The sequence below is a fragment of the Arthrobacter sp. UYEF20 genome (assembly GCF_040546335.1).
Classification (GTDB): Bacteria; Actinomycetota; Actinomycetes; order Actinomycetales; family Micrococcaceae; genus Arthrobacter.
Genome location: NZ_JBEPNP010000002.1, coordinates 265,090 through 291,440, shown reverse-complemented (window position 1 = coordinate 291,440; position 26,351 = coordinate 265,090). Strand labels below are relative to the sequence as shown.

Annotated in this window: 24 protein-coding genes; 15 read left to right on the top strand and 9 right to left on the bottom strand. The window is 68.8% G+C overall.

Features of this window, described 5'->3' with window-relative positions; all coding sequences use genetic code 11:
* Positions 1-91: 91 nt before the first annotated feature.
* The 4 genes from ABIB26_RS03840 to ABIB26_RS03825 all read left to right on the top strand — a co-directional run bounded on the left by ABIB26_RS03840 (position 92) and on the right by ABIB26_RS03825 (position 6,224).
* On the top strand, positions 92-3,397 hold the full coding sequence (locus tag ABIB26_RS03840; protein WP_354239744.1) for an efflux RND transporter permease subunit: 3,306 nt from the start codon (positions 92-94) through the stop codon (positions 3,395-3,397).
* 149 nt (positions 3,398-3,546) lie between these two features.
* Entirely contained in the window at positions 3,547-4,485 is a 939-nt protein-coding gene (locus tag ABIB26_RS03835; protein ID WP_354239742.1) for an endonuclease domain-containing protein, read from the top strand.
* 129 nt (positions 4,486-4,614) lie between these two features.
* Positions 4,615-5,763 carry an LLM class flavin-dependent oxidoreductase gene (locus ABIB26_RS03830; RefSeq protein WP_354239740.1) on the top strand — a complete coding sequence of 383 codons (1,149 nt, stop codon included), beginning with the start codon at positions 4,615-4,617 and terminating at the stop codon, positions 5,761-5,763.
* The gene (locus tag ABIB26_RS03825) at positions 5,763-6,224 is read left to right on the top strand and encodes a MarR family winged helix-turn-helix transcriptional regulator (protein ID WP_354239738.1); all 462 of its coding nucleotides are present in this window, start codon (positions 5,763-5,765) and stop codon (positions 6,222-6,224) included. Before ABIB26_RS03830 ends, ABIB26_RS03825 begins: the two co-directional genes overlap by 1 nt.
* Before the next feature lie 54 nt (positions 6,225-6,278).
* Here ABIB26_RS03825 and ABIB26_RS03820 read toward each other — a convergent pair whose 3' ends face one another.
* Both ABIB26_RS03820 and ABIB26_RS03815 read right to left on the bottom strand, forming a co-directional pair.
* Positions 6,279-7,085: a transglutaminase-like domain-containing protein gene (locus ABIB26_RS03820; RefSeq protein ID WP_354239736.1), complete on the bottom strand. Its 807-nt coding sequence runs from the start codon at positions 7,083-7,085 to the stop codon at positions 6,279-6,281.
* Between the two features lie 79 nt (positions 7,086-7,164).
* Complete coding sequence (locus ABIB26_RS03815) at positions 7,165-8,004, bottom strand: hypothetical protein (protein ID WP_354239734.1); 840 nt, start codon at positions 8,002-8,004, stop codon at positions 7,165-7,167.
* 148 nt (positions 8,005-8,152) lie between these two features.
* On the opposite strand from ABIB26_RS03815, the gene ABIB26_RS03810 reads away from it, so the two are divergent.
* Both ABIB26_RS03810 and ABIB26_RS03805 read left to right on the top strand, forming a co-directional pair.
* Positions 8,153-8,827, top strand: coding sequence for a DUF1684 domain-containing protein (locus tag ABIB26_RS03810; RefSeq protein ID WP_354239732.1), 675 nt, complete (start codon positions 8,153-8,155; stop codon positions 8,825-8,827).
* A gap of 4 nt (positions 8,828-8,831) precedes the next feature.
* Positions 8,832-9,314 carry a GtrA family protein gene (locus ABIB26_RS03805; RefSeq protein WP_354239731.1) on the top strand — a complete coding sequence of 161 codons (483 nt, stop codon included), beginning with the start codon at positions 8,832-8,834 and terminating at the stop codon, positions 9,312-9,314.
* Between the two features lie 78 nt (positions 9,315-9,392).
* On the opposite strand, the gene ABIB26_RS03800 is transcribed toward ABIB26_RS03805, so the two are convergent.
* The 5 genes from ABIB26_RS03800 to ABIB26_RS03780 are packed head-to-tail and all read right to left on the bottom strand — an operon-like array spanning position 9,393 to position 15,436.
* Positions 9,393-10,553 carry a cysteine desulfurase family protein gene (locus ABIB26_RS03800; RefSeq protein ID WP_354239729.1) on the bottom strand — a complete coding sequence of 387 codons (1,161 nt, stop codon included), beginning with the start codon at positions 10,551-10,553 and terminating at the stop codon, positions 9,393-9,395.
* 8 nt (positions 10,554-10,561) lie between these two features.
* Positions 10,562-11,527 carry a carboxylating nicotinate-nucleotide diphosphorylase gene (nadC, locus tag ABIB26_RS03795; protein WP_354239727.1) on the bottom strand — a complete coding sequence of 322 codons (966 nt, stop codon included), beginning with the start codon at positions 11,525-11,527 and terminating at the stop codon, positions 10,562-10,564.
* Positions 11,524-13,407 carry an L-aspartate oxidase gene (locus tag ABIB26_RS03790; RefSeq protein ID WP_354239725.1) on the bottom strand — a complete coding sequence of 628 codons (1,884 nt, stop codon included), beginning with the start codon at positions 13,405-13,407 and terminating at the stop codon, positions 11,524-11,526. The genes nadC and ABIB26_RS03790 overlap by 4 nt, the downstream gene beginning before the upstream one ends.
* The gene (gene nadA, locus ABIB26_RS03785; RefSeq protein WP_354239723.1) at positions 13,404-14,729 is read right to left on the bottom strand and encodes a quinolinate synthase NadA; all 1,326 of its coding nucleotides are present in this window, start codon (positions 14,727-14,729) and stop codon (positions 13,404-13,406) included. Before nadA ends, ABIB26_RS03790 begins: the two co-directional genes overlap by 4 nt.
* Entirely contained in the window at positions 14,726-15,436 is a 711-nt protein-coding gene (locus tag ABIB26_RS03780) for an NUDIX hydrolase (RefSeq protein WP_354239722.1), read from the bottom strand. Before ABIB26_RS03780 ends, nadA begins: the two co-directional genes overlap by 4 nt.
* Positions 15,437-15,676: 240 nt before the next feature.
* Between ABIB26_RS03780 and ABIB26_RS03775 the strand changes: the two genes are divergently transcribed.
* A complete protein-coding gene (locus tag ABIB26_RS03775) occupies positions 15,677-16,291 on the top strand; it encodes a maleylpyruvate isomerase N-terminal domain-containing protein (protein ID WP_354239720.1) in 615 nt (204 codons plus the stop codon).
* Between the two features lie 21 nt (positions 16,292-16,312).
* Here ABIB26_RS03775 and ABIB26_RS03770 read toward each other — a convergent pair whose 3' ends face one another.
* Complete coding sequence (locus tag ABIB26_RS03770; RefSeq protein ID WP_354239718.1) at positions 16,313-16,786, bottom strand: Lrp/AsnC family transcriptional regulator; 474 nt, start codon at positions 16,784-16,786, stop codon at positions 16,313-16,315.
* Between the two features lie 187 nt (positions 16,787-16,973).
* Between ABIB26_RS03770 and ABIB26_RS03765 the strand changes: the two genes are divergently transcribed.
* The 8 genes from ABIB26_RS03765 to ABIB26_RS03730 all read left to right on the top strand — a co-directional run bounded on the left by ABIB26_RS03765 (position 16,974) and on the right by ABIB26_RS03730 (position 24,628).
* Complete coding sequence (locus ABIB26_RS03765) at positions 16,974-18,386, top strand: amino acid permease (protein ID WP_354239717.1); 1,413 nt, start codon at positions 16,974-16,976, stop codon at positions 18,384-18,386.
* A gap of 273 nt (positions 18,387-18,659) precedes the next feature.
* Positions 18,660-19,022, top strand: a complete 363-nt coding sequence (locus ABIB26_RS03760; protein WP_354239715.1) for a PadR family transcriptional regulator — start codon at positions 18,660-18,662, stop codon at positions 19,020-19,022.
* The gene (locus ABIB26_RS03755; protein WP_354239853.1) at positions 19,022-20,371 is read left to right on the top strand and encodes a permease prefix domain 1-containing protein; all 1,350 of its coding nucleotides are present in this window, start codon (positions 19,022-19,024) and stop codon (positions 20,369-20,371) included. Before ABIB26_RS03760 ends, ABIB26_RS03755 begins: the two co-directional genes overlap by 1 nt.
* Positions 20,372-20,969: 598 nt before the next feature.
* The gene (locus tag ABIB26_RS03750) at positions 20,970-21,200 is read left to right on the top strand and encodes a hypothetical protein (protein WP_354239713.1); all 231 of its coding nucleotides are present in this window, start codon (positions 20,970-20,972) and stop codon (positions 21,198-21,200) included.
* Between the two features lie 188 nt (positions 21,201-21,388).
* Positions 21,389-22,438 (top strand): thiamine pyrophosphate-dependent enzyme, encoded by a 1,050-nt coding sequence (locus ABIB26_RS03745; RefSeq protein ID WP_354239711.1) that lies wholly within the window; start codon positions 21,389-21,391, stop codon positions 22,436-22,438.
* Positions 22,431-23,474, top strand: coding sequence for an alpha-ketoacid dehydrogenase subunit beta (locus ABIB26_RS03740; protein ID WP_354239709.1), 1,044 nt, complete (start codon positions 22,431-22,433; stop codon positions 23,472-23,474). Before ABIB26_RS03745 ends, ABIB26_RS03740 begins: the two co-directional genes overlap by 8 nt.
* Positions 23,467-23,796, top strand: coding sequence for a biotin/lipoyl-containing protein (locus ABIB26_RS03735; RefSeq protein WP_354239708.1), 330 nt, complete (start codon positions 23,467-23,469; stop codon positions 23,794-23,796). The genes ABIB26_RS03740 and ABIB26_RS03735 overlap by 8 nt, the downstream gene beginning before the upstream one ends.
* A gap of 4 nt (positions 23,797-23,800) precedes the next feature.
* Complete coding sequence (locus ABIB26_RS03730) at positions 23,801-24,628, top strand: alpha/beta fold hydrolase (protein WP_354239706.1); 828 nt, start codon at positions 23,801-23,803, stop codon at positions 24,626-24,628.
* 295 nt (positions 24,629-24,923) lie between these two features.
* Here the strand turns inward: ABIB26_RS03730 and ABIB26_RS03725 are convergent, their stop codons facing one another.
* Complete coding sequence (locus tag ABIB26_RS03725; protein ID WP_354239704.1) at positions 24,924-26,255, bottom strand: MFS transporter; 1,332 nt, start codon at positions 26,253-26,255, stop codon at positions 24,924-24,926.
* Positions 26,256-26,351 lie beyond the last annotated feature (96 nt).

Below are 26,351 nucleotides of genomic sequence, written 5' to 3'. Positions count from 1 at the left end.
GGTTGCGGCTGGCTGATCGCTTTGCAGGCTGATCGCTTTGCAGGTTTGACCCCGTCGAAGTACGTCCGTCGACCCATCAGGAGACCATAAGATGTTCCGGCTCGCAAAGCTGTCCCTGGCAAACCGGGCACTGATCGCGCTGATCACCGTGTTCGCGTCGGTCTTCGGCGTGATCACGATGTCCTCGCTCAAGCAGGAGCTCATCCCGTCCATCGAGTTCCCGCAGATCACGGTCCTCACCTCGATGCCGGGGGCCTCGCCGGAAGTCGTGGACAAGCAGATCAGCGGACCGCTGGAGACGGCGCTCAAGGGCGTCGAGGGCCTGGAGTCGACGTCGTCCACCTCGCGCAACGGCGTGTCCCAGATCAGCATGGTGTTCACCTACGGTTCGAACCTGGACCGCGCCCGGAACCAGATCGACCGCGCCATCTCCAACGCCAAGCGGTCCCTGCCGGACGACGTCCAGCCGCAGGCCATCGCCGGCAGCATCAGCGATTTCCCGATCGTCTTCCTCGCCGTCTCCTCCGACAAGCCCCTGAGCGAGCTGAACGCCGACCTCGCCCGGCTCAGCGTGCCGCGGCTGCAGAAGCTCGACGGCGTCCGCGGCGCCGAGGTGACCGGCGGCGCCACCCAGCACATCGGCATCCTCCCCCGCGCCGACGCGATGGCAGCGTCCGGGGCGAGCATCCAATCGATCAGCAATGCCCTCAAGAACAACGGGGCCCTCGTTCCGGCCGGAACCATCGAGGAACAGGGCAAGACGCTTTCGCTGCAGATCGGCAGCCCGGTGGACTCGCTCGACGCGATCAAGGCCCTCCCCCTGTCCGGCGCCAGGAACGCCGCCACGATCGGCAGCGTTGCTGACGTCAGCATCACCGAGGACGCCCGCACCTCGATCACCCGGACCAACGGCAAGGAAACCCTGGCCCTGTCCGTCACCAAAAAGCCCGAGGGCGACACGGTGGGCATTTCCCACGCGGTGAAGGACTCCATCCCCCAGCTTGAGGCCGAGCTGGGCTCCAACGCGAAGTTCACGCCCATCTTCGATCAGGCGCCGTTCATCGAGAAGTCCATCAAGGACCTCACCACCGAGGGCCTGCTGGGCCTGGGCTTCGCCGTCGCAGTGATCCTGGTGTTCCTGATGTCCGTGCGCTCCACCCTGGTGACCGCCGTATCCATCCCGCTGTCCCTGCTGATCACGTTCATCGGGCTATCGGCCACCGGCTACTCGCTGAACATCCTGACCCTCGGGGCACTGACCATCGCGATCGGCAGGGTGGTGGACGACTCGATCGTGGTCATCGAGAACATCAAGCGCCACCTCAGCTACGGCGAGCAGAAGATCACCGCCATCCTGACCTCCATCCGCGAAGTCGCCGGCGCCATCACGGCGTCGACCCTGACCACCGTGGCCGTGTTCCTGCCGATCGCCTTCGTCGCAGGCCTCGCCGGGGAGCTCTTCCGCCCCTTCGCGCTCACGGTCACCATCGCGCTGCTGTCCTCGCTGCTCGTCTCGCTGACGATCGTCCCGGTGCTGGCGTACTGGTTCCTGCGGACGCCCGCCGTCTCCGGCGCCTCGGAAGCCGGCGGCCCCGGGGGCGCCTCGGAAGCCGGCGGCGGTGGGGGCGCCCCGGAAGCCTCCGCCCGGGAGACCGCGGCCAAGGCCCACGCGGCCGAGCAGCGCACGCTTTTGCAGCGCGGCTACCTGCCCGTCCTCACCAAGACCCAGAAACATCCGGTGGTCACCCTGGTCGCGGCCGTCCTGGTGCTGGGGGCCACCGCCGCCATGACCCCGCTGCTCGCCACCGACCTGCTGGGCCGCTCCGGCGAAAACAGCATGACCGTCCGGCAGGCCCTGCCGGCGGGCACCAGCCTGGCCGAGGCCAGTGCCGCCGCCGTCAAGCTCGAAGACGTGCTCCGGGACATTGACGGCATCAAGGACGTCCAGGTCACCACCGGAAACGCCCAGACCGGCTTCTCCGCACTGCTTTCCGCCGGCGCCTCCAATTCCAGCTTTACCGTGGTGACCGACGAGAAGGCCAACCAGGGCAGGCTTCAGGACACCGTCCGCAACGAGCTCGCCAGGGTCCCCGGCGCCGGCAAGATCACCGTCGGTTCCCAGCAGGGCGGCTTCGGCACGGCATCGACGGTGGACATCACGCTCAAAGCCGCCACCACCGCCGATCTCCGCACCGCCAGCGATGCGCTGGTCAAGGCCCTGGACGGGGTGCCCGGCAGCAGCGAAGTCGCCACCAACCTGGCCGCCAGCCAGCCCGTGGTCCAGGTGAAGGTGGACCGCGCCAAATCCGTTGCCGCCGGCCTCAACGAGGAACAGGTGGCCGGCGTGCTGGCTTCCACCATCAGCCCGGTCCCGGCCGGAACCGTCCGCATTGACACCAACGACTTCCCCGTCCGGATCGGCGAAGGCACCCGCTTCACGAGCATCGATGCCGTCCGCGCCATCCCGCTGCCGACGGCGGCGGGTCCGGTTCCGCTGGCCAGCATCGCCGCCGTCGAGCAGGTGGACGTGCCCGTCTCCATCACCGCCAGCAACGGCCAGCGGACCGCGCGGGTGTCCGTCACGCCGTCGGGCTCCAACCTCGGCGCGGTGAGCACCGAAGTGCAGGCCCGGCTCAAGACCGTCGGGCTGCCGGCCGGCGTCACCGCCACGATCGGCGGCGCGACGACGCAGCAGGCCGAGTCCTTCGGACAGCTGGGACTGGCGCTGCTGGCAGCCATTGCCATTGTCTACGTGATCATGGTGGCAGCGTTCAAGTCCCTCGTGCAGCCGCTGATCCTGTTGGTCTCCGTCCCGTTCGCCGCCACCGGGGCCATCGCCCTGCTGCTCGTGACGGGTGTGCCGCTGGGCCTGCCGTCACTGATCGGGATGCTGATGCTCGTGGGCATCGTGGTGACGAACGCGATCGTGCTGATCGACCTCATCAACCAGTACCGCCGGCCGCGCAACGGCGCGCCGGGGATGAACGTGGCCGAGGCCATCACCCATGGCGCCCGCCAGCGGCTCCGGCCGATCCTGATGACGGCCCTGGCCACCGTGTTCGCGCTGACGCCGATGGCGCTGGGCCTGACCGGGGGCGGCGGCTTCATCTCGCAGCCGCTCGCGATCGTGGTGATCGGCGGCCTGATCTCCTCCACCGCCCTGACCCTGGTTTTGGTGCCGGTGCTCTACCGGCTGGTGGAAGGACGGCGCGAGAAGCGGGCGCTGCAGAAGGCCGATGCCGCCCCGCCGGTCCCCGCCCCGCCGGTCCCCGCCACGCAGGCCGCCGCCACGCGTGGCCGCCGGGCAAAGCCCACGCCGCCGGACGCGGAGGCCGGTTCTGACACCGACTTCGACCCCGATTCCGAAGAGCTTCCCCTCCCGACCGGCTCGCACTAGCCCCTCCGCTTCTCCCCTCCCCCAACTGGCTAGCAGTAGTTGTCGTTTAGAGCGCTCCAAACGACAACTACTGCTAGCCAGTTGGGCCGAACGGCAAGGGACCTGTGGATAACCCTCAGCGCATCCCCGGGATTTGCCACCATGGGGAAATGAAGATTCCTCGACCACTGCCGGCCGGGCTCGCCGCCGCCCCGTTCACCTTCAGGGAAGCGCTCGACGCCGGGGTCAGCTACCGCAGGCTTCGGCACCGCGGTCTGCCGGCACCCAGTCGTGGCGTCCGGAGCCCGGAGCTCTTGTCCGAGCCCGGGCTCGGGCCGCTGGTCCGCCCGTTCACACTGGTCACGGAATTTTCGGCCGCTTCCCATGCCACGGCCTTCCGGCTCTGGGCGATGCCTGGATTTCTTCCGGGATCGGACGGGCCGCTCATCCACATCTCTCGGCCGGACACCCATGCAATACCCCGACGCACCGGTGTGGCGGGGCACGTGGGCCAGTTCTTCGCCGATGAGATCACGAGTCTGGACGGGCTCCTGATCACCACCCGCGCCCGGACCTGGCTGGATCTCTCGCGTCGGATGAGCATTGACGAGCTCACCGTGGTCGCAGACCATCTGATCCGCCGTCCGCGCCTCGAACTGGAGGGCCGCGGCGAGGCCTACGCCGGCCTGGCGGAACTCGCCGAGATGCTCGACCGGCACAAGGGCACACCCGGCATCCGCAAGGCGCGGTTGGCCCTGGAACAGGCCCGGGTCGGCGCCGATTCCGCGCCCGAAACCCGGCTCCGCCTCGCCCTCGAGCGGGCTGGCCTCCCGGAGCCTCTGCTGAACCCGCCCACGGGGCTGCGCGCCGGCGTCGTGCGTCAACCTGACCTGGCCTATCCGGACTACCGGGTGGCCGCAGAATACGACGGCGACGGTCATTCCGAGGCCGAGCAGATCGTCCGTGACATTGCCCGCGAGGAGGACTTCAGCCGGGCGGGCTGGAGGCTGGTCCGGCTCTCCAAACGGCATATGGCCAACGATGCCCGCTCCTCCGTCGCGAAGGTCAGCGCCGCTCTCCTTGACCACGGCTGGGCCCCGCGCCATTGAGGGGGCGAGGGAACGGTTGCGGGAATATCCGGCCGTGGCGGGCGTTGTACAGGTCGATAGATGCAAATGCATGTAAATCGGCTATACTGGAAACAGCTCCCGGATCCACCCGCCACGGAAAGGCACACCATGCAGATCGGCGTATTCAGCGTCAGCGACATCACCACAGACCCCACCACGGGCCGCACCCCCACGGAGCACGAGCGCATCAAGGCGTCCGTGGCGATCGCCAAGAAGGTCGAGGAAATCGGGATGGATGTCTACGCCATCGGCGAGCACCACAACCCGCCATTCTTCTCGTCCTCCCCCACCACCACCCTCGCGTACATCGCGGCCCAGACAGAGCGCATCATCCTGTCCACGGCCACCACGCTGATCACCACGAATGACCCGGTGAAGATCGCCGAGGACTTCGCGATGCTCCAGCACCTCTCCGACGGCCGCGTGGACCTGGTCCTGGGCCGCGGCAACACCGCCCCGGTGTATCCCTGGTTCGGCAAGAACATCCAGGACGGGATCGAACTCGCGATCGAGAACTACAGCCTGCTGCGCAAGCTCTGGGACGAGGACACCGTCAACTGGTCCGGCAAGTTCCGCACCCCGCTGCAGAACTTCACCTCGACGCCGCGCCCGCTCGACGGCGTCGCCCCCTTCGTGTGGCACGGCTCCATCCGCACCCCGCAGATCGCTGAAGTGGCGGCCTACTACGGCGACGGCTTCTTCGCGAACAACATCTTCTGGCCCAAGGAGCACTACCAGCAGCTGATCAGCCTCTACCGCGAACGCTACGAGCACTACGGGCACGGCAAGGCAGACCAGGCGATTGTGGGCCTCGGCGGCCAGTTCTTCATGCGCAAGAACTCCCAGGACGCCGTCAAGGAGTTCCGCCCGTACTTCGACAACGCCCCGGTCTACGGCCACGGCCCGTCGCTGGAGGACTTCACCTCGCAGACCCCGCTGACCGTCGGCAGCCCGCAGGAGGTCATCGAAAAGACCCTCACCTTCCGTGAGTACTTCGGCGACTACCAGCGCCAGCTCTTCCTGATCGATCACGCCGGCCTGCCGCTGAAGACCGTGCTGGAACAGCTGGACCTGTTCGGTGAGGACGTGCTGCCGGTGCTGCGGAAGGAATACGCCGCCCTCAAGCCGGCCCATGTGCCGGAACCGCCCACCCATGCCGGACGCGTTGCAGCCTCGCTGATCGCAGCCTCCCAGGCCGGAGCGTCCCAGACCGGAGCCGGCCAGCCTTCCAGCGAAACCGCCAGCCAGGAAGCGTGATGTCCGCCAAGGCCACAGAATCGCCGGTGCGCCTGGCCGCGGAGACCTGGGAATCCCTGTTCCGCGCCCAGGTGGCCGTGATGCGCAGGCTGCAGGCGGGCCCGGCGTTCAAGAACCTCGCCCTCAACGAGTACGACGTGCTGTTCACCCTCTCCCGCTGCCCGTCCGGGTGGCTCCGCCTGAACGAGCTCAACGACCACGTCCTGCTGAGCCAGTCCAGCCTGAGCCGGCTCGTCGAGCGGCTCGAAAAGCGCGGATTCGTGGAGCGGATGCCTGCCCCCGACGACGGCCGCGGAGTCCTGATCAAGCTCACGGAAGCCGGCAGGGAGCTCCAGAAGCAGATCGGCAGGGAACATGTCCGCGACATCGCCGCGCTCGTGGGGCCGGCCCTCACAGGCCCCGAACAGCAGGAGCTGCTGCGGCTGACGGAGAAGCTGCGTGCCTCGGTGGCCATGCACTGAGGACCCGGAGTGGGTCCGCGACGGGGTCCGCGACGGCGAGTCCCGGCGCCGTCGCTAGTGGATAACGACGAGCTTCGCCGGATCCTCGTCCGGCAGTTCACCGTGGACGATCGCGGTGACCCGGAGTTCCTGCAGGGACAGGCTGCCGCCCACCGTGGACAGGAAGGCGGTGTCCGAGGAATCCCGGCCCGCCGCGATCCGAAGCATGCTCCCGCGCGGCGCCAGTCCGGTGGGGTCAATGACGTGCCATGCCCCGTTGATGTGCGCCTCGGCGACGGCATGGAAGTCCATCGGGCTCAGCCCCGGCGCATAGACCGCGGCCAGCCGGGCCGGGACGTTTTTGGACCGGAGCAGCGAAATCGCCAGGTGGGCGAAGTCCCGGCAGACCCCGCGGCGGTGCAGCAGGGTCTCGACGGCGCCGTCGGTCCCCCTCGAGGAACCGCTCACGTAGCGCAGCTCGCTGAAGACCCAGTTGCGCACAGCGTGCAGCAGCTCCACGCCCTGCAGCCCGCCGAATTCCGCGTAGGCGGTCGGCAGCAGCTGGTCCGACTCGGCGTAACGGCTAGGCCGCACGTAGCGGATGAGCTCCATCAGCCCCGGTTCTTCCGGCAGCGCGAAACCGGCCACCGTGGCGGAGTAGTCCACCAGCACCTCGGCGGGCTCAGCGAATTCCATGTAGTGGAACCGCCCGCCGTGGTGGTCCGAGAGTTCCGTCAGGGCGACGTCCGCGCCGCCGGCCGTCACGGAGAGCGATTCCTCGAAGCCGCTGTAACCGGCGTTGCGTGCCACCGACACCGCCAGGGCCACCTTGGTGTCGGCCACGGTCTTGAAGGCCAGGCGTGCGGCGACAGAACGTTCCATGGATCTCCGGGGTGTGAGGAAGCAACAGATTGGCAGAAGGCCGTCCGCCGTCGACGGCCCGTCAGTGGGGCGTGCGGTACTAGTTTTTGACCTTCAGAGACATTAGCATCCGCTGGACGTTGGCGAATTCAGAGCCCTGGTTGACGTATTTGGCTGCCTGGCCGAGGGTGTCGAAGGCCTTTGCCGGGGCCACCTTTTGGTCCGGGGCGAGGACCTTCAACACCGTCAGGTCGCCGAAGGAGTAGTCGCCCTTGCCCTCGGGGCCCCGGACCAGGTTCTGCAGCCCGCAGGACTTTCCCCCGGCGCCGCCCACAACGTTGGTGATGCCGTAGGAGCCGAAGTACTTGTAGCCCTGGATCACCCGGAACACGACGTGGGGGTCGATCGTCCCTTCGCCGCCGCGGTGCGGCAGTTCCACCGGCACGCTGCTCACGACGACGTACGGTTTGGCCGCGTCATCGGGGCAGGCCGGGACCGGCTGCGGCTGGAGTCCGGTCTGCAGCGTGGCGACGTAGCCACCCTTGGCGTCCTTGACCTCCACCTTGAGCGCGCCGGGCAGGCTTCCCGGCTCCGGTGTCACGGACTGGGCAATCCATTCCTGCGGGAGCTCGAAGCTCACGGACTTCGCGGGATCGGTGAAGACCTTCCAGGCCGACGCCGTCGAACCGGGGGCCGCCGAGCCGGACGCCGCCGAGCCGGACGCCGTCGAGCCGGTCCCGGGGGCCGTGGCTTCCGGCGAAGCGCCGGGTGAGGCGGTGCCCGCGGACGGATCCGCCGACGCCCTGCTTGCGCCCGGGCTGCCGCCTGCCGTCCAGGCCGGTGTGCCCTTGCCGTCGCTGCTGCAGCCCGAAAGTGTGGCAGCGGCGACCGCCAGCACCGCGGCGATCCGGATCCGGAGGGAAATAGCCGTCCCAGTCATGCTGCCAGCGTAGCCCGGTCCGGGACGGCTCTGGGGAGGCGGCGTCTTGCATGCGCGAAAGTCCATGTCCGGCGGCGTCCTTGCCGGGCCTGAGCCGGGCATTCGGCGCTAGAGAATGCCGCGGAGAAAGAGGGATACGCTTGGGGGCATGGCGGAACAGCATTTTGACGGAACGCATTTTGGGGATCAGGACAGCGTGGCGGACATCTCCGCCGTCGACATCGCGGACTGGCGGCTCCGGACCTTTGCGCTCTATGCCAGCGTGCGGAAGCTCGCCGCGGAGGACCCCGCCGAGGCCCACACCTACTGGCGTCACGAGCGGGACCGGATGTTCGGCACGCACCCCGCTTCGCCGCTCACCGCCGAGGCCAAGTCAAGCTTCGGCGGGCTCAACACCGCCCACTACGATCCGATCTACCGGTTCCACATCCCGCTGACGAGCGAGGGCGCCGGGCGCGAAATGAATGTCGAGACGGGGACTGACGGCCTGGTCCGGTTCGTCCGGCTGGGCACCTTCGACCTTCCCGAGATGGGCCAGCTCGCCGTCTGGAAGCTGACCGGCTACGGCGGTGGCATCTTCGTGCCGTTCCGTGACGCCACGGCCGGGCAGCCCGGCGGCAGTTACGGCGCTGGGCGCTACCTGCTGGACACCATCAAGGGTGCCTTCCACGGCGTCCGCGGATCCGGCCCGGAGGCCGAAATCGTGGTGGATTTCAACTTCGCCTACAACCCGTCCTGCGCCTACAACGAGGCGTGGGCATGCCCCCTCGCCGGCCCCTCCAACCGGCTTGCCGTGGAGATCCCGGTCGGCGAACTGTACTGAGCGGATGGATTCCCAGCTCGCACAGCAGCCCCCTCCCGCCGCCGTCGTCCGCAGCCCGGCCCGCCGCCACCGAGGGATACTCCGCTATCCGCTGGTCCGGCAACTGATCCGGTTCACCGGCGTCGGCATCGTCTGCACCGTCACGTCCCTTGCGCTGTATGCCTTCCTCCGGCCGTGGATCGGCGCCCAGCCGGCCAACGCGGCGGCCCTCATCCTCACCTCGCTGATGAACACCGCGCTGAACCGCCGCCTGACGTTCAAGATCACGGAGCGCCGGCGGATGAAACGCGACCATCTCAACGGGCTGATCGTGATCCTTGTGGCGCTGCTGATCACCGGCGGCAGCCTGGCCATCCTGCACTGGTTCAACCCGGACGCCACCGTGGCCGATGAGCTGTGGACCACCACGCTTTCCGGTTTCGTGGCCACGGCCGTGCGCTTCACCATGCTGCGGCACTGGATCTTCCGGCGGGCCCGGCACCGCTGAGCCTCCTCTTCCCGCCCCCAGTGCCCCCAACTGACTGGCAATTGTTGCCGTTTTGAGCCCCCAAAACGACAACTACTGCTAGCTAGTTGGGCCCAGCGCCCGGACGCTTCCGACGGCGGTGCTGACCGCGGCCGCCGCTTCGTGCAGCTCGGCTGCCGTGATGGTCGAATCGAAGCTGAAGCGCACCGCTGTCTGCGCCACTGCGGCCTCGATGCCCAGAGCGAGCAGCACCGGGGACGGCTCGTCCGAACCCGCCGCGCAGGCGGAGCCGCTCGAGCAGATGACCCCCTGGCGCTCGAGTTCCAGCAGCACGGACTCGCCGCTGGTCCCGGGGAAGCAGAACGACGCCACCGAGGGAAGCCGCTCGGTGCGGTGCCCGGTGAGGACGGCGCCCGGGACACCCGCCAGCACGCTGTCGATGAAGTCATCCCGCAGGGAAGCAACCCGGGCAGCCAGCTCAGGCTGGGACCCCCGGACCAGGGTAAGGGCCGTGGCGAGGGCCACGGCTCCGGCAACGTTCTCGGTGCCCGAGCGACGCCCGCGCTCCTGCCCGCCGCCGTGGATCACCGGTTCCAGCCGGATCCGGCTCCGCACAAACAGGGCGCCGTTTCCCTTCGGTGCGCCGAGCTTGTGGCCGGAAATACTCAGCGCGTCCACGCCGAGCGCGGCGGTATCCAGCGGCAGCCAGCCGGCGGCCTGGACGGCGTCGGTATGGAACGGGATGCCCTGCGCGCGGGCCAGTCCGGCAAGCCGGGCGATGGGCTGCACCGTGCCCACCTCGTTGTTGGCGTACATGATGCTGACCAGGGCGGTCTCCGGCCGGAGCACCGCGGCGAGGGCTTCCTCGGTGACGCGGCCGTAGGGGTCCACCGGGACCACGTCGACGGCGAAGCCGTGCACCCGCTCCAGATACCGGGCCGATTCCTCCACCGCGGGGTGCTCGACGGCGCTGATCACCACCCGGTCCAGCCGCGGGTCCGCGGCGCGGCGTGCCAGGGCAAGGCCCTTGACCGCCAGGTTGTCCGCCTCCGTGCCGCCGGAGGTGAAGACCACCTCGCCCGGGCGGCATCCCAGTGCCTTGGCCGTGGCTGCCCGCGCCCCGGCGAGCGCCGTGGCGGCGGCATCACCGAGGGAATGGTGGCTCGAGGGGTTGCCGAACTCGCCGGTGAGGTAGGGCCACATGGCCTCCAGCACCTCACGGCGGACCGGAGTGGTGGCGGCGGCGTCCAGGAAGATCATGACGGCCCTCAGCCGGCCGTCTGTTCCGTGGCAGGAACGGGCTCCAGCTCGATGTCGAGCCCGAGGTCCAGTGCGGCGACGCTGTGCGTGAGCCCGCCGATCGAGATGACGTCCACCCCGGTGGCGGCGATGCCGGCCACGGTGGCCAGATTGACGTTGCCGCTGGCTTCCACCCGCGCACGCCCGCCGACCAGCGCCACCCCTGCAGCGAGCTCCGCCAGGGAAAAGTTGTCCAGCATGATCGTGTCCACTCCGGCGGCCAGCACCGGTTCGATCTGCTCCATGCTGTCCACCTCCACCTCGAAGTGCGTGGTGTGGCCCAAGCGGGCCTTGGCATCCCGCAGCACCGCCGTGAGCTTCGAGGGGTCTCCCCCGGTGAGGACGGCCAGGTGGTTGTCCTTGGCGAGCACGGCGTCCGAGAGGCTGAAGCGGTGGTTCGCGCCGCCGCCGCAGCGGACGGCGTAGCGTTCCAGCACGCGCAGCCCGGGCGTCGTCTTCCGGGTGTCGGTGATCCGCGCGCCGGTGCCGTCCACAAGCGCCACGAACTCCGCCGTCTTCGTGGCGATGGCGGACATCCGCTGGACCAGGTTCAGGGCCACGCGTTCGGCCAGCAGGACGGCGCGGGCGTTCCCGTGGACCCTCGCCAGCGGCGTTCCGGCGGCAAAGGGCGCACCGTCCGCGACCAGGAGTTCGACGGCGGCGCCGGCGTCAGTCAGCTTCATCGCGGCGGCAAACACCTCGCCGCCGCTGAACACGCCGGGCACCCGTGCGGCCAGCACCGCCGTCGCGCGCGCGCCGGCGGGGATGAGCGTCTGGGAGGTGATGTCCCCGTACGGTGCGTCCTCCTGCAGGGCGGCGCGCAGCACGGCGTCGACGGCGGAGGCCGGCAGCGTGCCGGCGAGCGCCTGCACCGACAGCGGGTCCGGACGGGCAGCGGTGGTTGGGGTGCTTGCAGCGGCAGCGGGTGCGCTCATGAGGAGATCCTTTGCTTGGAACGGGAGCCGGCGGCGTACCGGTGGCCGGACCTGCCTGCCGCCGACGTTGAGTGGGCAGGGGCAGCGAGCACGTCCCGGAGGGTGGCGTTGCCGGTGGCGTCGGCGTTGGCGTCGGCACGGTAGTGGGCACCGACGGAGCCGTTCCGGTTCCGTGCCGCGTCCACGAGCAGTTGCGCGGCCAGCAGCAGGTTGCGGTCCTCGTGCTCACGCGGGTCCCCTGCGTTCGTTACGATCTCGGGACGGACGACGGCGGCCCAGGCAGCAAGGGTGGCCTGGGCTTCTCGCAGTTGCTCGCCGCTGCGCAACACTCCAGCGTGCGCGGTCATCAACCGCCCCAGAGCGTCCCGATAAAACGGCCCGGGACCCGGCACCGACTTCACAACAACCTCGGGGGCAATCGGTGGGGTTCCTCCCTCGGCAACGTCACGCGACAGCGCTGCGGAAGCGTGCGTCCAGGGGAGGCCGCCCGCGGCCGTGGGCCCACGCGATCCGGGTTCCCTGGCCGAGCTTGCGAGGCTAGGGCGATCGTGGGGAGCACGGGGAGCAGTGCCGTCGTGCGACGGTTGGTCACCCAGGAAGTCCTCCACCGCGCGGCGCCCGAAGACGAGGCCCTCCAGGAGTGAATTGCTCGCCAGCCGGTTGGCGCCCTGGACGCCGGTGCAGGCCACCTCGCCCGCGGCGTACAGCCCCGGGACGGAGGTCCGTCCCCAGAGATCCGTGGCCACACCGCCCATCCAGTAATGGGCCGCCGGGGAGACCGGCAGCGGTTCGGTGGCCCAGTCGTAGCCGGCCGCGCGGGTGCCCGCGTTGATGGTGGGGAAGCGCCGGGCGAGGAACCCCGGCCCGCGGGCTGCCTCGACGCCCCGGGCGTCCAGATAGACCGGGCCGTCCGCCGCCGCGCCCGTCGCGGCCAGATGCAGGGCGATGCTGCGGGAGACGACGTCGCGCGGGGCCAGTTCCGCGTCCGGGTGGTAGTCCGGCATGAAGCGGTAGCCGGCCGCGTCAAGCAGCACGGCCCCCTCGCCGCGGACCGCTTCGGAAATCAGCAGGGCCGGGGGCCCGCCCGGGACCTCGGCCGCGGCCAGGGTGGTGGGGTGGAACTGGAAGAACTCAATGTCCCGCACGGCTGCGCCCGCACGCCACGCCAGGGCAAGGCCGTCGGCGGTCGCCACGGAGGGGTTGCTGGTCCGGGCATACAGCCGACCGGCCCCGCCGGTGGCGAGCAGCACCGCGTCCGCGGCCAGCTGCTTGGGTTGTCCGTCGGCGAGGTAGGCGACGCCGGTGGCGCCCCCCGTCCCGCTCCCGGTCAGGAGCTCGGTGACGAAAGCGCCGGTCTCGACCTGCAGCCTTCCCTCGGCTGCCCGCTTCAGGACGGCGGCCACGAGTCCGCGGGCGATGCAGGCACCCGTCGCGTCGCCGCCGGCGTGCAGGATGCGGGGGGCCGAATGGGCGGCCTCGAGCCCCAGTGCCGGGCCGCCGCCGGGACCGGCGTCGAAGTGCACGCCGAACCGCCGGAGTCCCGCGATGTCCCGGACGGCTTCGGTGCACAGGATCCGCACGGCCTCGGGGTCGTTCAGCCCGGCCCCGGCCGCAAGGGTGTCGGCGATGTGGGCAGCCACCGAATCGCCGGGGAAGGCCGTCCCGGGCTCCAGCACGGCCGAAACGCCGCCCTGGGCGTAGAAGGTGTTGCTCTGCTCGAGCGTGCCCTTGCTCAGGAGCACCACCTCGACGGCGGGGCTGCCGCCAGCGGCGTGCCCGGCGTCGGAAGCTGCCGCGTCGGAAGCTGCCGCGTCGGAGGCGAGCAACGCGGCGTAGAGCCCGGCGATCCCGCTGCCGACGATCACCAGCCGTCTGGTCACGGCCGTGCCGCCAGCATGCGCTCGAGGGCAACGCGCGCCGGGGCCGCGACGGCTTCTTCCACGGTGATGCGGTTGATGACCTCGCCCCGGACGAGCGCCTCCAGGACCCAGGCGAGGTAGCCGGGGTGGATGCGGTACATCGTGGAGCAGGGGCAGATCACCGGGTCCAGGCAGAAGATGGTGTGCTGCGGGTACTCCGCGGCCAGCCGGTTGACCATGTTGATCTCGGTGCCGATCGCAAACGTGGTCGGTTCGGTCGCGGCGGCGATGGCCTTGCGGATGAAGTCGGTGGACCCGGCGGAATCGGCGGCATCCACCACCTCCATGGGGCATTCGGGGTGGACGATCACCTGGACACCCGGGAACTCGGCGCGGGCCTTCTGAATCTGGCCCACGTTGAAGCGCTTGTGCACCGAGCAGAAGCCGTGCCACAGGATCACCCGGGAATCGAGCAGGGCCTGCTCGTCGTTGCCGCCGAGGTCCTTGCGCGGGTTCCACATCGGCATCTGCTCCAGCGGCACGCCCATGGCCTTGGCGGTGTTGCGGCCCAGATGCTGGTCCGGGAAGAACAGCACGCGCTGGCCGCGCTCGAAGGCCCACTCCAGAACGGTCGCGGCGTTCGAGGAGGTGCAGACGATCCCGCCGTGCTCGCCGCAGAAGCCCTTGAGGGCGGCGGAGGAGTTCATGTAGGTGACCGGGATGACCGGGACCCGGCCGTCGGCGTCGGGCTCGGCGCCGAACAGTTCCTCGAGCTGTTCCCAGCACTCGGTCACGGAGTCGATGTCCGCCATGTCCGCCATCGAGCAGCCCGCGGCCAGGTTCGGCAGGATGACGGCCTGGTCCGGCCGGGACAGGATGTCCGCGGTCTCGGCCATGAAGTGCACGCCGCAGAAGATGATGGCCTCGGCGTCGGGCCGGGTCAGGGCGGCGTTGGCGAGCTGGAAGGAATCGCCCACGAAATCCGCGTATGCCACCACCTCGTCGCGCTGGTAGAAGTGGCCCAGGACAACGGCGCGGTCCCCGAGCGTCGCCTTGGCGGCCCGGATCCGGACGTCGAGTTCGGCGTCGCTCGCGAGCTTGTACTCCTCCGGGAGCTGGCCCTGCCGCGGGGTCGAGGCCGGGGCGACGTCGGCGCTGGAGGCGCCGGGTCCGTAGGCGGGCACGCCGGCGAGGGCCTCGGCGAGGTCGTAGTCCCAGGGCCCGCGGGCCAGTGCCGGGCTGCAGGTGGAGGCGGCTGTTGCAATGCCCTTGGCGCTGCTGGCGGCCAGCGCGGTGGCCTGTTCGCGCGTGATCAGCTGGATGGCCGTGTTGACGCTGCTCATGGTGTGCTCCTGTTGTCTGGGTCAAGGCCTGGGCGGCCGGAAAAGCGGTAGAGGCGGGGCGGCCGGTGTTTGCCGCCCTGCAGGTACTGGTCGGTTTCTTCGATCTCCGGTGTGGCTTTGACCTGCCGGCGGAAGTTTGCCGGATCCAGCTCGCGGTCCAGGACGGCCTCGTAGACCTCCCGGACCTGGGCCAGGGTGAAGTATTCGCCCAGCAGGTGGTACGCGATGGACCCGTAGGCCATCTTGTTGCGCAGCCGCCAGAGGGCGTAGTCGATGATCGTGTTGTGGTCGAAGGCCAGGCCGCCGAGTCGGTCGGCCCGGAACCACTTGACGTTTTCGGATTCGTCCGCGAGCGCGGCCTCGGTGGGCTGCACCAGGGCCCAGTACACAATCGATACGACGCGCTGGGTGGGCGAGCGGTGCAGGCCGCCGAAGGCGTAGAGCTGTTCGAGGTAGCTAGGCGCCAGGCCGGTGGTCTCGCGCAGGTTCCGGGAGGCGGCGTCCTGCAGCGACTCGGAGTGCGTCAGCGGTCCGCCGGGCAGTGCCCACATTCCCTTGAACGGCTCGCGGATCCGGCGTACCAGCGGGATCCAGAGGGTGGGGCGTCCGGAACGCTCGCTCGGGCGGAGCGCAAAGATCACGGTGGAGATGGCCAACGACGGCGGTGCAAGCTGACGCTCGGCGACGTTGGCTGCTGCTGTGTACACGGTGATTCACCCCGCATCCTTAGGTTCCGGGCGGATCCCTGGGGACTGCCCGGACGGCCCCGGCCCGACCGCCGGAGGAGTTATAGTCAAATTGACTAGAACTAATTCTAGGGCCTGATGGCCCGGGCGCAAAATGTTTCAGCGCACACGTCGCGGGCAGTGCCGCGAGCACAGGGCTTGAACGCAGGGGTTGAGCGCAGGGGTTGCGCCACCCGCCGGCATCCGTATAACTGTTCAGTTATGGACACTGAAGCAATCAAATCCTGCTACCTCGGCGCGGCCTCAGCATTCCTGGAGCTCGTTGAGGCGGTGCCGGAAACCGCTTGGACCAAACCCGCGCTGGGCGAATGGGACGTCCGCGGACTGACCGGCCACACCAGCCGTGCCCTGAGCACCGTCGAGAGTTACCTTTCGACGCCGGCGGCAGGGGAACGCGTGGACGGCCCGGTGGCCTATTTTCTCACTGTCCGAGGCGCCACATCGCCGGCGGCGATCGCGCAGCGCGGCCGCGAAACCGGGGACACCCTGGGCGAGGACCCGGCCGCAGCCGTCAGGGAGCTCGTCCAGCGGGTCGGGGCACTTGTCAGGACCACCCCCGACGATGCGCCCGTCGCCACCCCGGCGGGAGCCATGACGTTGATCGACTACCTGCCCACCCGCACCTTCGAGCTGGCCGTTCACGGCCTGGACCTCGCCCGGGCCCTGAAGCTCGAGGCGCCCGCTGCTTTGACCCCGGCCATCGCGGCGTCCCTGGAACTTGCCGCAGCCATCGGCGCGCACCTGCCCTCGGCGCCGGATCTGCTGTTGCTGCTCAACGGCCGAACCGGGCTGCCCGGAAACCTCAGCGTGCTCTAGCTCACCGGCCTTGGGCGGAGCTCACCGGCCTTGGGCGGCAGCTTCCAGCAGCGGCAGGGTGCGCCCCTGGAAATGGGTGTTGAGCACAATCACCGAGGAGGAGCGCAGCACCGTTCGGGTGGCGATCATCGCATCGAGCACGCGCTGCAGGTCCGGGTTGGAGCGGGCGGCTATCCGGGCCATCAGGTCCGAGCTGCCGGAGACGGTGTGGATCTCGATCAGTTCCGGGATCTGCGCGAGGGCCTCGACGACGGCGTCGTGCCCCAGGTCCTGGTTGATCGTCAGGGAACAGAACGCCACCACCGGAAAGCCGAAGTGCGCCGGGTCCGGCTGCGGCACCCACGAGCCGATGACGCCGCCGTGCTGCATCCGGTCCAGCCGGGACTGCACGGTAGCGCGGGCGACTTTCAGCACCCGCGAGGCTTCCAGCACGGACGCCCGCGGCGAGTCCGTGAAGAATCTGACAATCTTCGCGTCCAGAGCATCAACGTCCATCGGATATCCCTCCTGAAGCAGGTGTGATCAGACAAACCGCTGACACAACCCCCGTTTCGACTGACAAACTGCCACCATGCTCTCACGACGGCGGAGCGGTGACAGCCCTCCGGGGCAGTGCAAAGGCGGTAAATTCAATAGGTCCCATAAGGACCACCGGATCCAAACCACAAGAAGGTTCGCCAGCATGACAATGAAGTCCACCGCGGAGCGCCCCGGCCAGACACTGGGCCACAGCATGAAGCCACGCCAGCTCACCATGATGGGACTCGGCAGCGCCATCGGTGCCGGCCTGTTCCTCGGCTCGGGGGCAGGAATCCAGGCCGCCGGACCGGCGGTACTCATCTCCTACCTCGTCGCCGGAACGCTCATCATCCTCGTCATGTGGGCCCTCGGTGAAATGGCCGCCGCTAACCCCAACAGCGGGGCCTTCTCGGTCTACGCGCAAAAGGCCATGGGCCCGACCGCGGGCGCCACCGTCGGCTGGCTCTGGTGGCTGCAGCTCGTCGTCGTGATTGCCGCGGAGGCCCTCGGTGCCGCCGGGCTCCTGTTCACCGTCTGGCCGGTCATCCCGGTCTGGGCGTTGTCGCTGATCTTCATGGTTCTCTTCACGGCCATCAACCTCGCCGGCGTGAAGAACTTCGGCGAGTTCGAGTTCTGGTTCGCCATCCTCAAGGTGGCCGCCATCGTGGTGTTCCTGGCCATCGGCGCCGCCCTGCTACTCGGCTGGCTGCCGGACGTCCCCTCCCCCGGACTGTCCAACATCACCTCCGACTTTGCCCCCGCGGGCCTCGGCGGCATCGCCACCGCATTGTTTGTCGTGATCTTCGCCTTCGGCGGCACCGAGATTGTCAGCGTGGCCGCCGCCGAGACCGAGAACCCGGAGCGCAGCGTCGCCCAGGCCATCCGCACGGTGGTCTGGCGGATCCTGGTCTTCTACATCGGCTCCGTATTCGTCATCGCCGCCGTCCTTCCCTCCACCTCCGAGGCGCTGAAATCCCCGTTCGCGGGCGTCCTCGACGTGGCCCGCATCCCCGGCGCCGGCGCCGCCATCACGCTCGTGGCCGTCGTCGCGCTGCTCTCGGCCCTCAATGCGAACCTCTATGGCGCGTCCCGCATGGTGTACTCGCTCTCCGAACGCGGCGAGGCGCCGCGGATCCTGTCGAGGCTAAACAAGGCCCGGGTACCCGTGGTGGCCGTCGGCGCCTCGGTGGCCTTCGGCTTCATCGCCACCGTGCTCGAACTGCTGTTCCCGGAGCAGATCCTGCCCGCGCTGTTCCAGCTGGTCGGCTCCACGTGCCTCGTGGTCTGGGGCACGGCCCTCGTGTCCCAGCTGATCCTTCGGCGCCGCGCGGACCGGGACGGCACCGCGCTGCCGCTGCGGATGAAGGGGTTCCCCGGACTGACGATCTTCGGGCTCGTGCTCCTGGCGCTGATCTTCGCGGTCGGCTTCAGCGGCCCGGATTCCAGCAAGCAGCTCTTCAGCACCATGGCGCTGGTCGCCGGGATCGCCGCGGCCTGCTGGATCGGCGCCCGGCTCACCCGCTCCCGCGGCGCCGGGCGGAACGACTCCGCCCCGGACCTGACCCGCAAGCTGTAGCTTCGCCTTGAAGACTGGCTTCATTGTCACAAGAGCAATGGAGCCAGTCTCTGGGGTTGGGAATCGTCATTTGAGGGAAATGACGTGTTGCGTGCCCCCACTGGCCTACGGGGCCACGAGGTCAGAGTAGGTGCCGGGGCTGGGCTTTTCCTTGCCCTTCTGCGGGACAGCCGTGCCCAGGGCGGCTATCTGACGTCCAGCCTGACAATCCCCCTTGATATACCTAGAACTGCTATGGTCCAATACCTTACAGATCTAGGTATAGGAGGCGCGGTGCGCATCGATAAGGACCTGGTCGCCGCTTCGGCCACCCCGCTCGTGCTGGGGATCCTGTCGGAGGGCGATCTGTACGGCTACGCGATCATCAAGCGCGTCAGCGAGCTGTCGGGCGGGGGCATGCAGTGGACCGACGGCATGCTCTATCCGCTGCTGCACCGGCTCGAGCGGCTCGGCTACGTGTCGTCGTCGTGGGGCACGTCCGAGGCCGGGCGCCGGCGCAAGCACTACGCGATCACGCCGGCGGGCCGGGATATGCTCGCCGACCGGCAGGAGCAGTGGACCGTCGTTGCCGACGCACTGCGGCAGGTATGGCAGGCCGCGCAACGGCCGCCCGCCGCGGCCGAGGGGTGGGCGTGATGGAGCTACACGCGGAGCTGGAGGCCCAGATCGACCGGTGGCGCGGGTATGTCCAGCGGCATCAGGCGATCTCCGCCGCCGACGTCGACGAGCTGGAGGACCACCTCCGCGAGCAGATCGCCGACCGGAGGGCAACCGGGCTCGACGACGAGGAGGCCTTCCTCGTCGCGATCAAGCGCCTGGGCAACCTCGACGCCGTCTCGCGCGAGTTTGCCCGCGAGCACTCCGACCGGCTGTGGAAGCAGCTCGTGCTCGTCCCGGAGGGCTCCGGCGACGCTGGGGCACCGCCGTGGCGCGAGCTGGCGGTCGTCCTCACGCTCGCTGTTGGGGCGGGGGTGGCGGCCAAGGCCGGCCTTGCCTGGCTCGACGACGGCGCAGTGCTGGCGCGCAACCTCGGTCTGCTCGTCTTCCCCTTCCTCGCCGCATACTTCGTATGGAAGCGCCGCCTCACCGCGCGCGTGGCGGCGACGCTGCTCGTCCCGTTCGCCGCGCTGGCGGTCGTGCTCAACGCCTATCCGTTCGCCTCCGGCGGTTCCACCGAGGTTCTCGCCACGCTGCACGCCCCCGTCGTCCTGTGGCTGCTGGCCGGGGCGGCGTACGTGGGAGGGAGGTGGCGGTCCGACAGCCGGCGCATGGACTTCGTCCGGTTCACCGGCGAACTCGCGATCTACTACACGCTCCTGGCCCTGGGCGGTGCCGTCCTGGTCGGGCTCACGTTCGCGGCCCTCCAGATCGCCGGCACCGACCTCAGACCGATCCTGCAGGACTGGATCCTGCCGTTCGCCATACCCGGGGCGCTCGTCGTCGCCGCGTGGCTCGTCGAGGCCAAGCAGAACGTCGTCGAGAACATCGCCCCCGTCCTCACGCGGGTCTTCACGCCCCTGACGATTGCCATGCTGCTGGCTCTCCTGGCCGTATTCACGGCCGCCGGCGGCCTCGTCGACGTCGACCGCGACCTGCTGATCCTCATGGACGCGATCCTCGTGCTCGTCCTGGGCCTCCTGCTTTACTCGATTTCCGCCCGCGACCCGCTCGCGGCACCCGGCCCGTCCGATGCCCTGCAGCTGCTCCTCGTCGTCGCGGCCCTCGCGGTCGACGCGGTGATGCTGACCGCGATGCTGACCCGCATCGCCGAATTCGGCTTCAGCCCCAACAAGATCGCCGCGCTCGGCCTGAACCTCCTGCTGCTGGTGCACCTGGTCCGGACGGCCTGGCTCACCGTCGGGTTCCTGCGCGGGCGGCGCCCGTTCACCGCGCTCGAGCGCTGGCAGACACGGTACCTGCCGGTCTACGGTGCCTGGGCCGCCTTCGTGGTGGTGGTCTTCCCGCCCGTCTTCGGCTTCGCCTGATCAGCACGCCCGCGACCAGATGGTTTTCTTCTGGGTATCGACGCGCCGCGGATCGCCAGCGTGACGCCTGGGCGCATCCTTCCCGGATGATGCGGCAAGGGTATGGGTTTCAGGTGCCCACCCTGCCAGATGTGCGAAGCCGGGGCTCATGGCCTATCGAAGGCCAGTACGGCCGTGATGTTCGTGTCGTCGTTGATCGGATTTCAGCCGCGCTGGCTCACGGCGGCCGCTCGGGCAACGATATGGGGACGAACTTCGTGCGGCAGTATCCGCTCGTTACTCACCCACCGTATTGAGGACATGGCGCACCCTTCCAGGTATCCCGTTCGCCACAGCCTGCGATACTCGGTCATGGTTGCGGTCAGTGCCATCCTGATAGGTGCTGCTGCATCCGGATGCACCTCATCCTCGGAGAACGGGGAACCGCCTTGTCTCCCGCCCGCCTTCTCAGTGGAACCGTCGGGCGCAAAAGCCGGCGAAAAGGTCATGGTCACAGCGCCAGACGCCGGCTGCAATCCCCGCTACGGCGAGAACGCCCTCATCCAGGTGATCGTCACCGATGCGACCGGCGAGGCAGTCGTCAAACACGGCTGCCCCGATGAACGACGCCGGCGGATTCACCTACACCTTCGAGGTCCCGGCCCGAACGGCCGCCGGAGATGCGACCGTCACCGCCACGCCCTACAACATCGACTGGTGCGATGACACCGGCAAGAACAACCGTGCCGACGGAGCCGCTGTAACACTTCGACGGGCGTCATGTGCCCCACCAACGAAGCCCTTGGCATCACCGGATAAGGGCCGTCGGCACCTGCCGCCACCCAAGTAACTCGCAATAGTTGCCGTTTTGGAGGCTCAAAACGACAACAACTGCGAGCCAGTTGGGCCAGCCGGGAACGGACGGACGCTGTACAAATTGTCACGCCCGACGGCGGTTCCACCGGCAGGCTTGTGCAGTCTGGTCAGCATTTTCCGCGCTGATTGCCCAGCCGCGCGGTGGTGACTATGGTCACAGGCATGGATACACTCCCGCTTGCGGCTTCCGGCGACGCTGCCGCGCCGCTCAGCCCCGGCCAGCTCCGCGAGCTCTACTCCCTCATGGTGGCCGTCCGCCACCTCGACATCTCCGCCATTGCCTGGCAGCGGCAGGGCATCATCCCCGGCTACGCGCCCGAGCTCGGCCAGGAAGCGGCCCAGGTGGGCAGCGGCTATGCCGTGGACACTACCCGCGACTTCGTCTTCCCCACCTACCGCGAAATGGGCGTCGCCCGGACCATGGGCGTGGACATGGTGGCCTACATGTCCACCCACAAGGCCACCTGGCACGGCGGCCTCTACGACCCGATGGAATCCCGGCTCGCCCCGATCCAGGCGGTAGTGGCCGGTTCGGTGCCGCACGCCGTCGGCTGGGCCCACGGCCAGACGCTCGATAAGAAGGACGGCGGCCCCCTCGGCGTCGCCATGACCTACTTCGGCGACGGCGCCTCCTCGCAGGGCGACGTCCACGAGGCCATGAACTTCGCCGCCGTGATGAAGGCCCCCGTCGTCTTCTTCGTCCAGAACAACGGCTGGGCCATCTCCGTCCCCACGAAACGCCAGGTGGCAGGCGGCTCCGTCGCGGCCCGCGCGGCCGGCTACGGGATCCCGGCGCTGCAGATCGACGGCGACGACGTCGAGGCCGTCGTCGAGGCCACCCGCCGGGCCTTCGCGCATGCCCGCTCCGGCAACGGCCCGGTGCTCATCGAGGCCATGACCTACCGCCGCGGCCCGCACTCCACCTCCGATGACCCGGGCCGCTACCGCTCCCTCAATGAGGAGCGCGACGGCGCCGGAGCGGACCCGCTGGAACGCTTCCGGAAGCGGCTGCTGGCGGACGGGATTGCGGACGAGGCGTTCTTCGCCGAAGCCCTCGCCGCGGCCAAGGCCGAAGAGGAGCAGATCCGCACCGGCATCCAGGCGCTCGGCCCGCGCCCCGGCACCGAAATGTTTGACCTGGTCTTCCAGGAAACCACCCCTGCCCTGCAGGCCCAGGCCGCCAACTGGCGCGAGGAGTCCGAACATGTCTAACTCGATTCTCGAAGGCGCAAGCTCAACCAAGAGCGCCGAAAGCCCCGCAGCCCCAACCATCGTGATGTCGATGCAGCAGGCCCTGAACCGGGCGCTCGACGAGGTGCTGGCGGACAACCCCAAGGCCGTCATCTTCGGCGAGGACTGCGGCCGGCTCGGCGGCGTCTTCCGCATCACCGACGGCCTGCAGGCCAAGCACGGCGCGCTGCGGGTTTTCGACACCCCGCTGGCGGAATCCGGCATCCTCGGCATGTCCGTGGGCCTGGCGATGGCCGGCTTCCACCCCATCCCCGAGGTCCAGTTCGACGGCTTCGCCTACCCGGCCATCAACCAGATCGTCTGCCAGATCGCCCGGATGAACTACCGCAGCCGGGGCACCATGCCGATGCCCATCACACTGCGGGTGCCCAGTTTCGGCGGCATCCGCGCCCCCGAACACCACGGCGAAAGCCTCGAGGCTCTCTTCGCCCATGTCCCGGGGCTCAAGGTGGTCTCGCCGTCGAACCCGCACGAGGCCTACCACCTGCTCAAGTACGCCGCCACGCGGCCGGACCCCGTGATCTTCATGGAGCCGAAGTCGCGGTACTGGCAGAAGGGCGAGGTGGAGGTAAACCACGGCGGCTCCCCCACCGGTGCCAAGGTGATGCGCGAGGGACGCCACCTCACACTGGTCGCGTGGGGCGCCATGGTGGCCCGCTGCCTGCAGGTGGCCGAACTCGCCGCCGAGGACGGGATCGACATCGAGGTCCTGGACCTGCGCTGGCTCAAACCGATCGACGCCGACGCGCTGGCCGCCTCCGTGCGCAAGACGCGCCGCGCCGTCGTCGTCCACGAAGCCCCGCTGACCTCCGGCCTCGGCGCCGAAGTGGCGCAGCTGATCACGCAGGGCTGCTTCGACACCCTCAGGGCGCCCGTGGAGCGCATCACCGGCTTCGACGTCCCGTACCCCTCGGGCGATCTGGAAGACGAATACATCCCGAACATTGACCGGATCCTCTTCGGCATCCAGCGAGTATTGGAGTACAAACGTGGCTGAAATTTCCTTCCCGCTCCCCGATCTCGGCGAGGGCCTGATCGAGGCAACCGTGCTGGAATGGCTGGTTTCCCCGGGCGAGCAGGTGGAGCGCAACCAGCCGCTCGTGGAGGTGGAAACCACCAAGTCGGCGGTTGAATTGCCCAGCCCGCAGGCAGGTAAGGTAGTGCGTATCTACGGCGGGCCCGGCGACACGATCAATGTCGGCGAGCCCCTGATTGTGTTTGAGGTGCCGGACAACACTGCCGGCATCGTGGGCACCGTCCCGAAGGAAGAGGCACCGAAGCGCCGGGTCCGCCTGAGCGCCGTACTTGATGAGGACTGACAGCATGAGCGGCAGACACACCGGCGACCAGCACTCCCACACCGTCGAAGGCACCGACCCACAGCTGTATGTGGAGGTGCACGATCCCCAGGACGACGCCGGGCTGCGTCCGGTGCTGCTGCTGCACGGCTTTTCCTCCTCCTCGAAGCTCAACTGGGAAGACTCCGGCTGGATCGCGGCCCTGCTCGACGCCGGCCGCCGGGTCATCACCGTGGACCTCCCCGGCCACGGCCGCAGCGGCGCGCCCGAGGACATGGACTCCTACGCCCCCGGCCGGATCCGCGCGGACCTGCTCCAGATCGCGTTCGACGCCGGAGCCCGGCCCCTGCGCGACGGCGACCCGAGCAGCGGCCTGGATGTGATCGGGTACTCCCTGGGCTCCCGGCTGGCCTGGGAATTCGGTGCCACCCAGCATGAGCTGGTGCACCGCCTGGTCCTGGGCGGGCCGAACGTCGCCGATCCCCTGGCCGACTTCGATCTGGTGGCCGCGCAGCGGTACCTGGCCGACGGTACCCCGATCGCGGACGAATCGACCGCAGGGCTGCTGAAGATGGCCATGCTGCTGCCCAGCAACAACATCTTCGCGTTGCTCTCGCTGGTCGAGGCGATCAAGACCGAGCCGTTCGACCCCGCCGAAGCCGTGCCGCACATGCCGATGCTCCTGGTGGCCGGGGAAAACGACGAGCGCGCCGCCTCCATGCCGGAGCTCGCCGCGCTGGGAGCCAAGGCCGGGGCCATGGTCGAGCAGCTCGTCCTGCCGGGCCGGAACCACACCAACGCCGTCACCAGCCGCGCATTCAAGCAGGGGGCGATCGGCTTCCTTGGCGTCTAGGCCGCGCCGGACGTAGGCCGGCCCGGGCACGCGCGGGCCAGCAGGCCGGGCCTGCGGCAAGACGCTCATCCTGGCCGACGACGGCGTGGCCACCGGCGCGGGCATGCGGGCCGCCCTCGACGCGGTGCGCGAAGCAGCCGCCGCGATGGTCGTCGTCGCGGTGACGGTCGCCTCGCCGGCACGACTGGCCCGGGCGCGCCATCCGGGGGCACTTTGACACGGACGCGCCGGTGAATCCCGGTGCGGCCGCCGAAAAATCCCTCAAAGTGCCCCGGCACTGAGCCATAAAAGCGGTTTAGTGCTTGCTGACTCCGAGCGGACGGCCCTTGGTTTCCCCGGCCAGGAGGACGCCGACGGCGGAGATGACGCAGAGGATCATTATGTAGATGCCGATGGAACCGGTCCACTTGGTGCTCTGCAGCAGGGCCTCGGCGATGGTCGCCGCGAAGGCGCCGCCGAGGATGGCCCCGAAGGCGTAGCCGATCGAGATTCCCGAGTACCGGACGTTGGCCGGGAACATCTCGGCGTACATGGCCGACATCGGGCCGTAGGACAGGCCCAGGCCGATGGTCAGGACGAACAGGGCGACGCCGTAGAGCACGATGTCCTTGGTGTCGATGAGCGCGAACATCGGGATCATCCAGGCGAAGACGATGCCGTAGCCGATCAGGAAGGTCTTGACCCGGCCGATCTTGTCCGAGAGCCAGCCGCCTACCAGGGTGAAGACCAGCCAGCCGAAGGAGGCCAGGGTGGTGGCCAGCAGGATCTGCGGGGTGGGCATCTTCAGGGACTTGGTGGCGTAGGAGATGAAGAACGCGATCAGCAGGTAGCCGGCAGCGTTGTTTCCGATGAAGATCATCGTCGAGTAGAGGACTGCCTTCTTGTGCTTCCGGATCAGCTCACCGAGGGGAGCCTTGCTCTCTTCCTTGCGGGCTGCCATCTCCTTGAAGACGGGGCTCTCGGCAACCGCGCGGCGGATGAGGTAGCCCACCACGATCAGCACGATCGAGAGCAGGAACGGCACGCGCCAGCCCCAGGACGCGAAGTCTTCCTTGGACATGCTGGTGTTGAGGAAATACAGCAGGCCGGTGGCGAGGATCATGCCGACCGGAACGCCGATCTGCGGGTAGGCGCCGAACAGGCCGCGCTTGCTCTTGGGGGCATGCTCCACTGCCATCAGGGCCGCGCCGCCCCATTCGCCGCCGGCCGAGAAGCCCTGGATGACACGGAGCAGGATGAGCAGGATCGGAGCCCAGACGCCGATCTGGGCGTACGTCGGCAGCATGCCGATCAGCGCTGTGGCGGCACCCATCATGATGAGGGTGAAGACCAGCATGGCCTTGCGGCCGAGGCGGTCACCGAGGTGGCCGGCGACGATTGCGCCGAGCGGGCGGAACAGGAAGCTGATGCCGATGAGGGCGAAGGACAGGATCTGCGCCAGGCCGGGGTTTGAGGCGTTCAGCGGAGCCAGGAAGAGCGGCGACAGCAACGTCGCCGTGAGCTGGGCGAAGATGAAGAAGTCGTACCACTCGATGGTGGTCCCGACCAGCGTCCCCGCGAGGACCTTGCGTTCCTCATGCTTGCTGCTGGGGCCCGTCTCGGAATCGACGGTTGAAGTTGCGGTCATTGAAACTCCGTTGCTGGGGGCAGAGGTACTGCCCTGGGTGGGTGCAAAGTGAATAACTGACTGCCTCGTGAATTACTGATCGAACGGTCAGTTAGT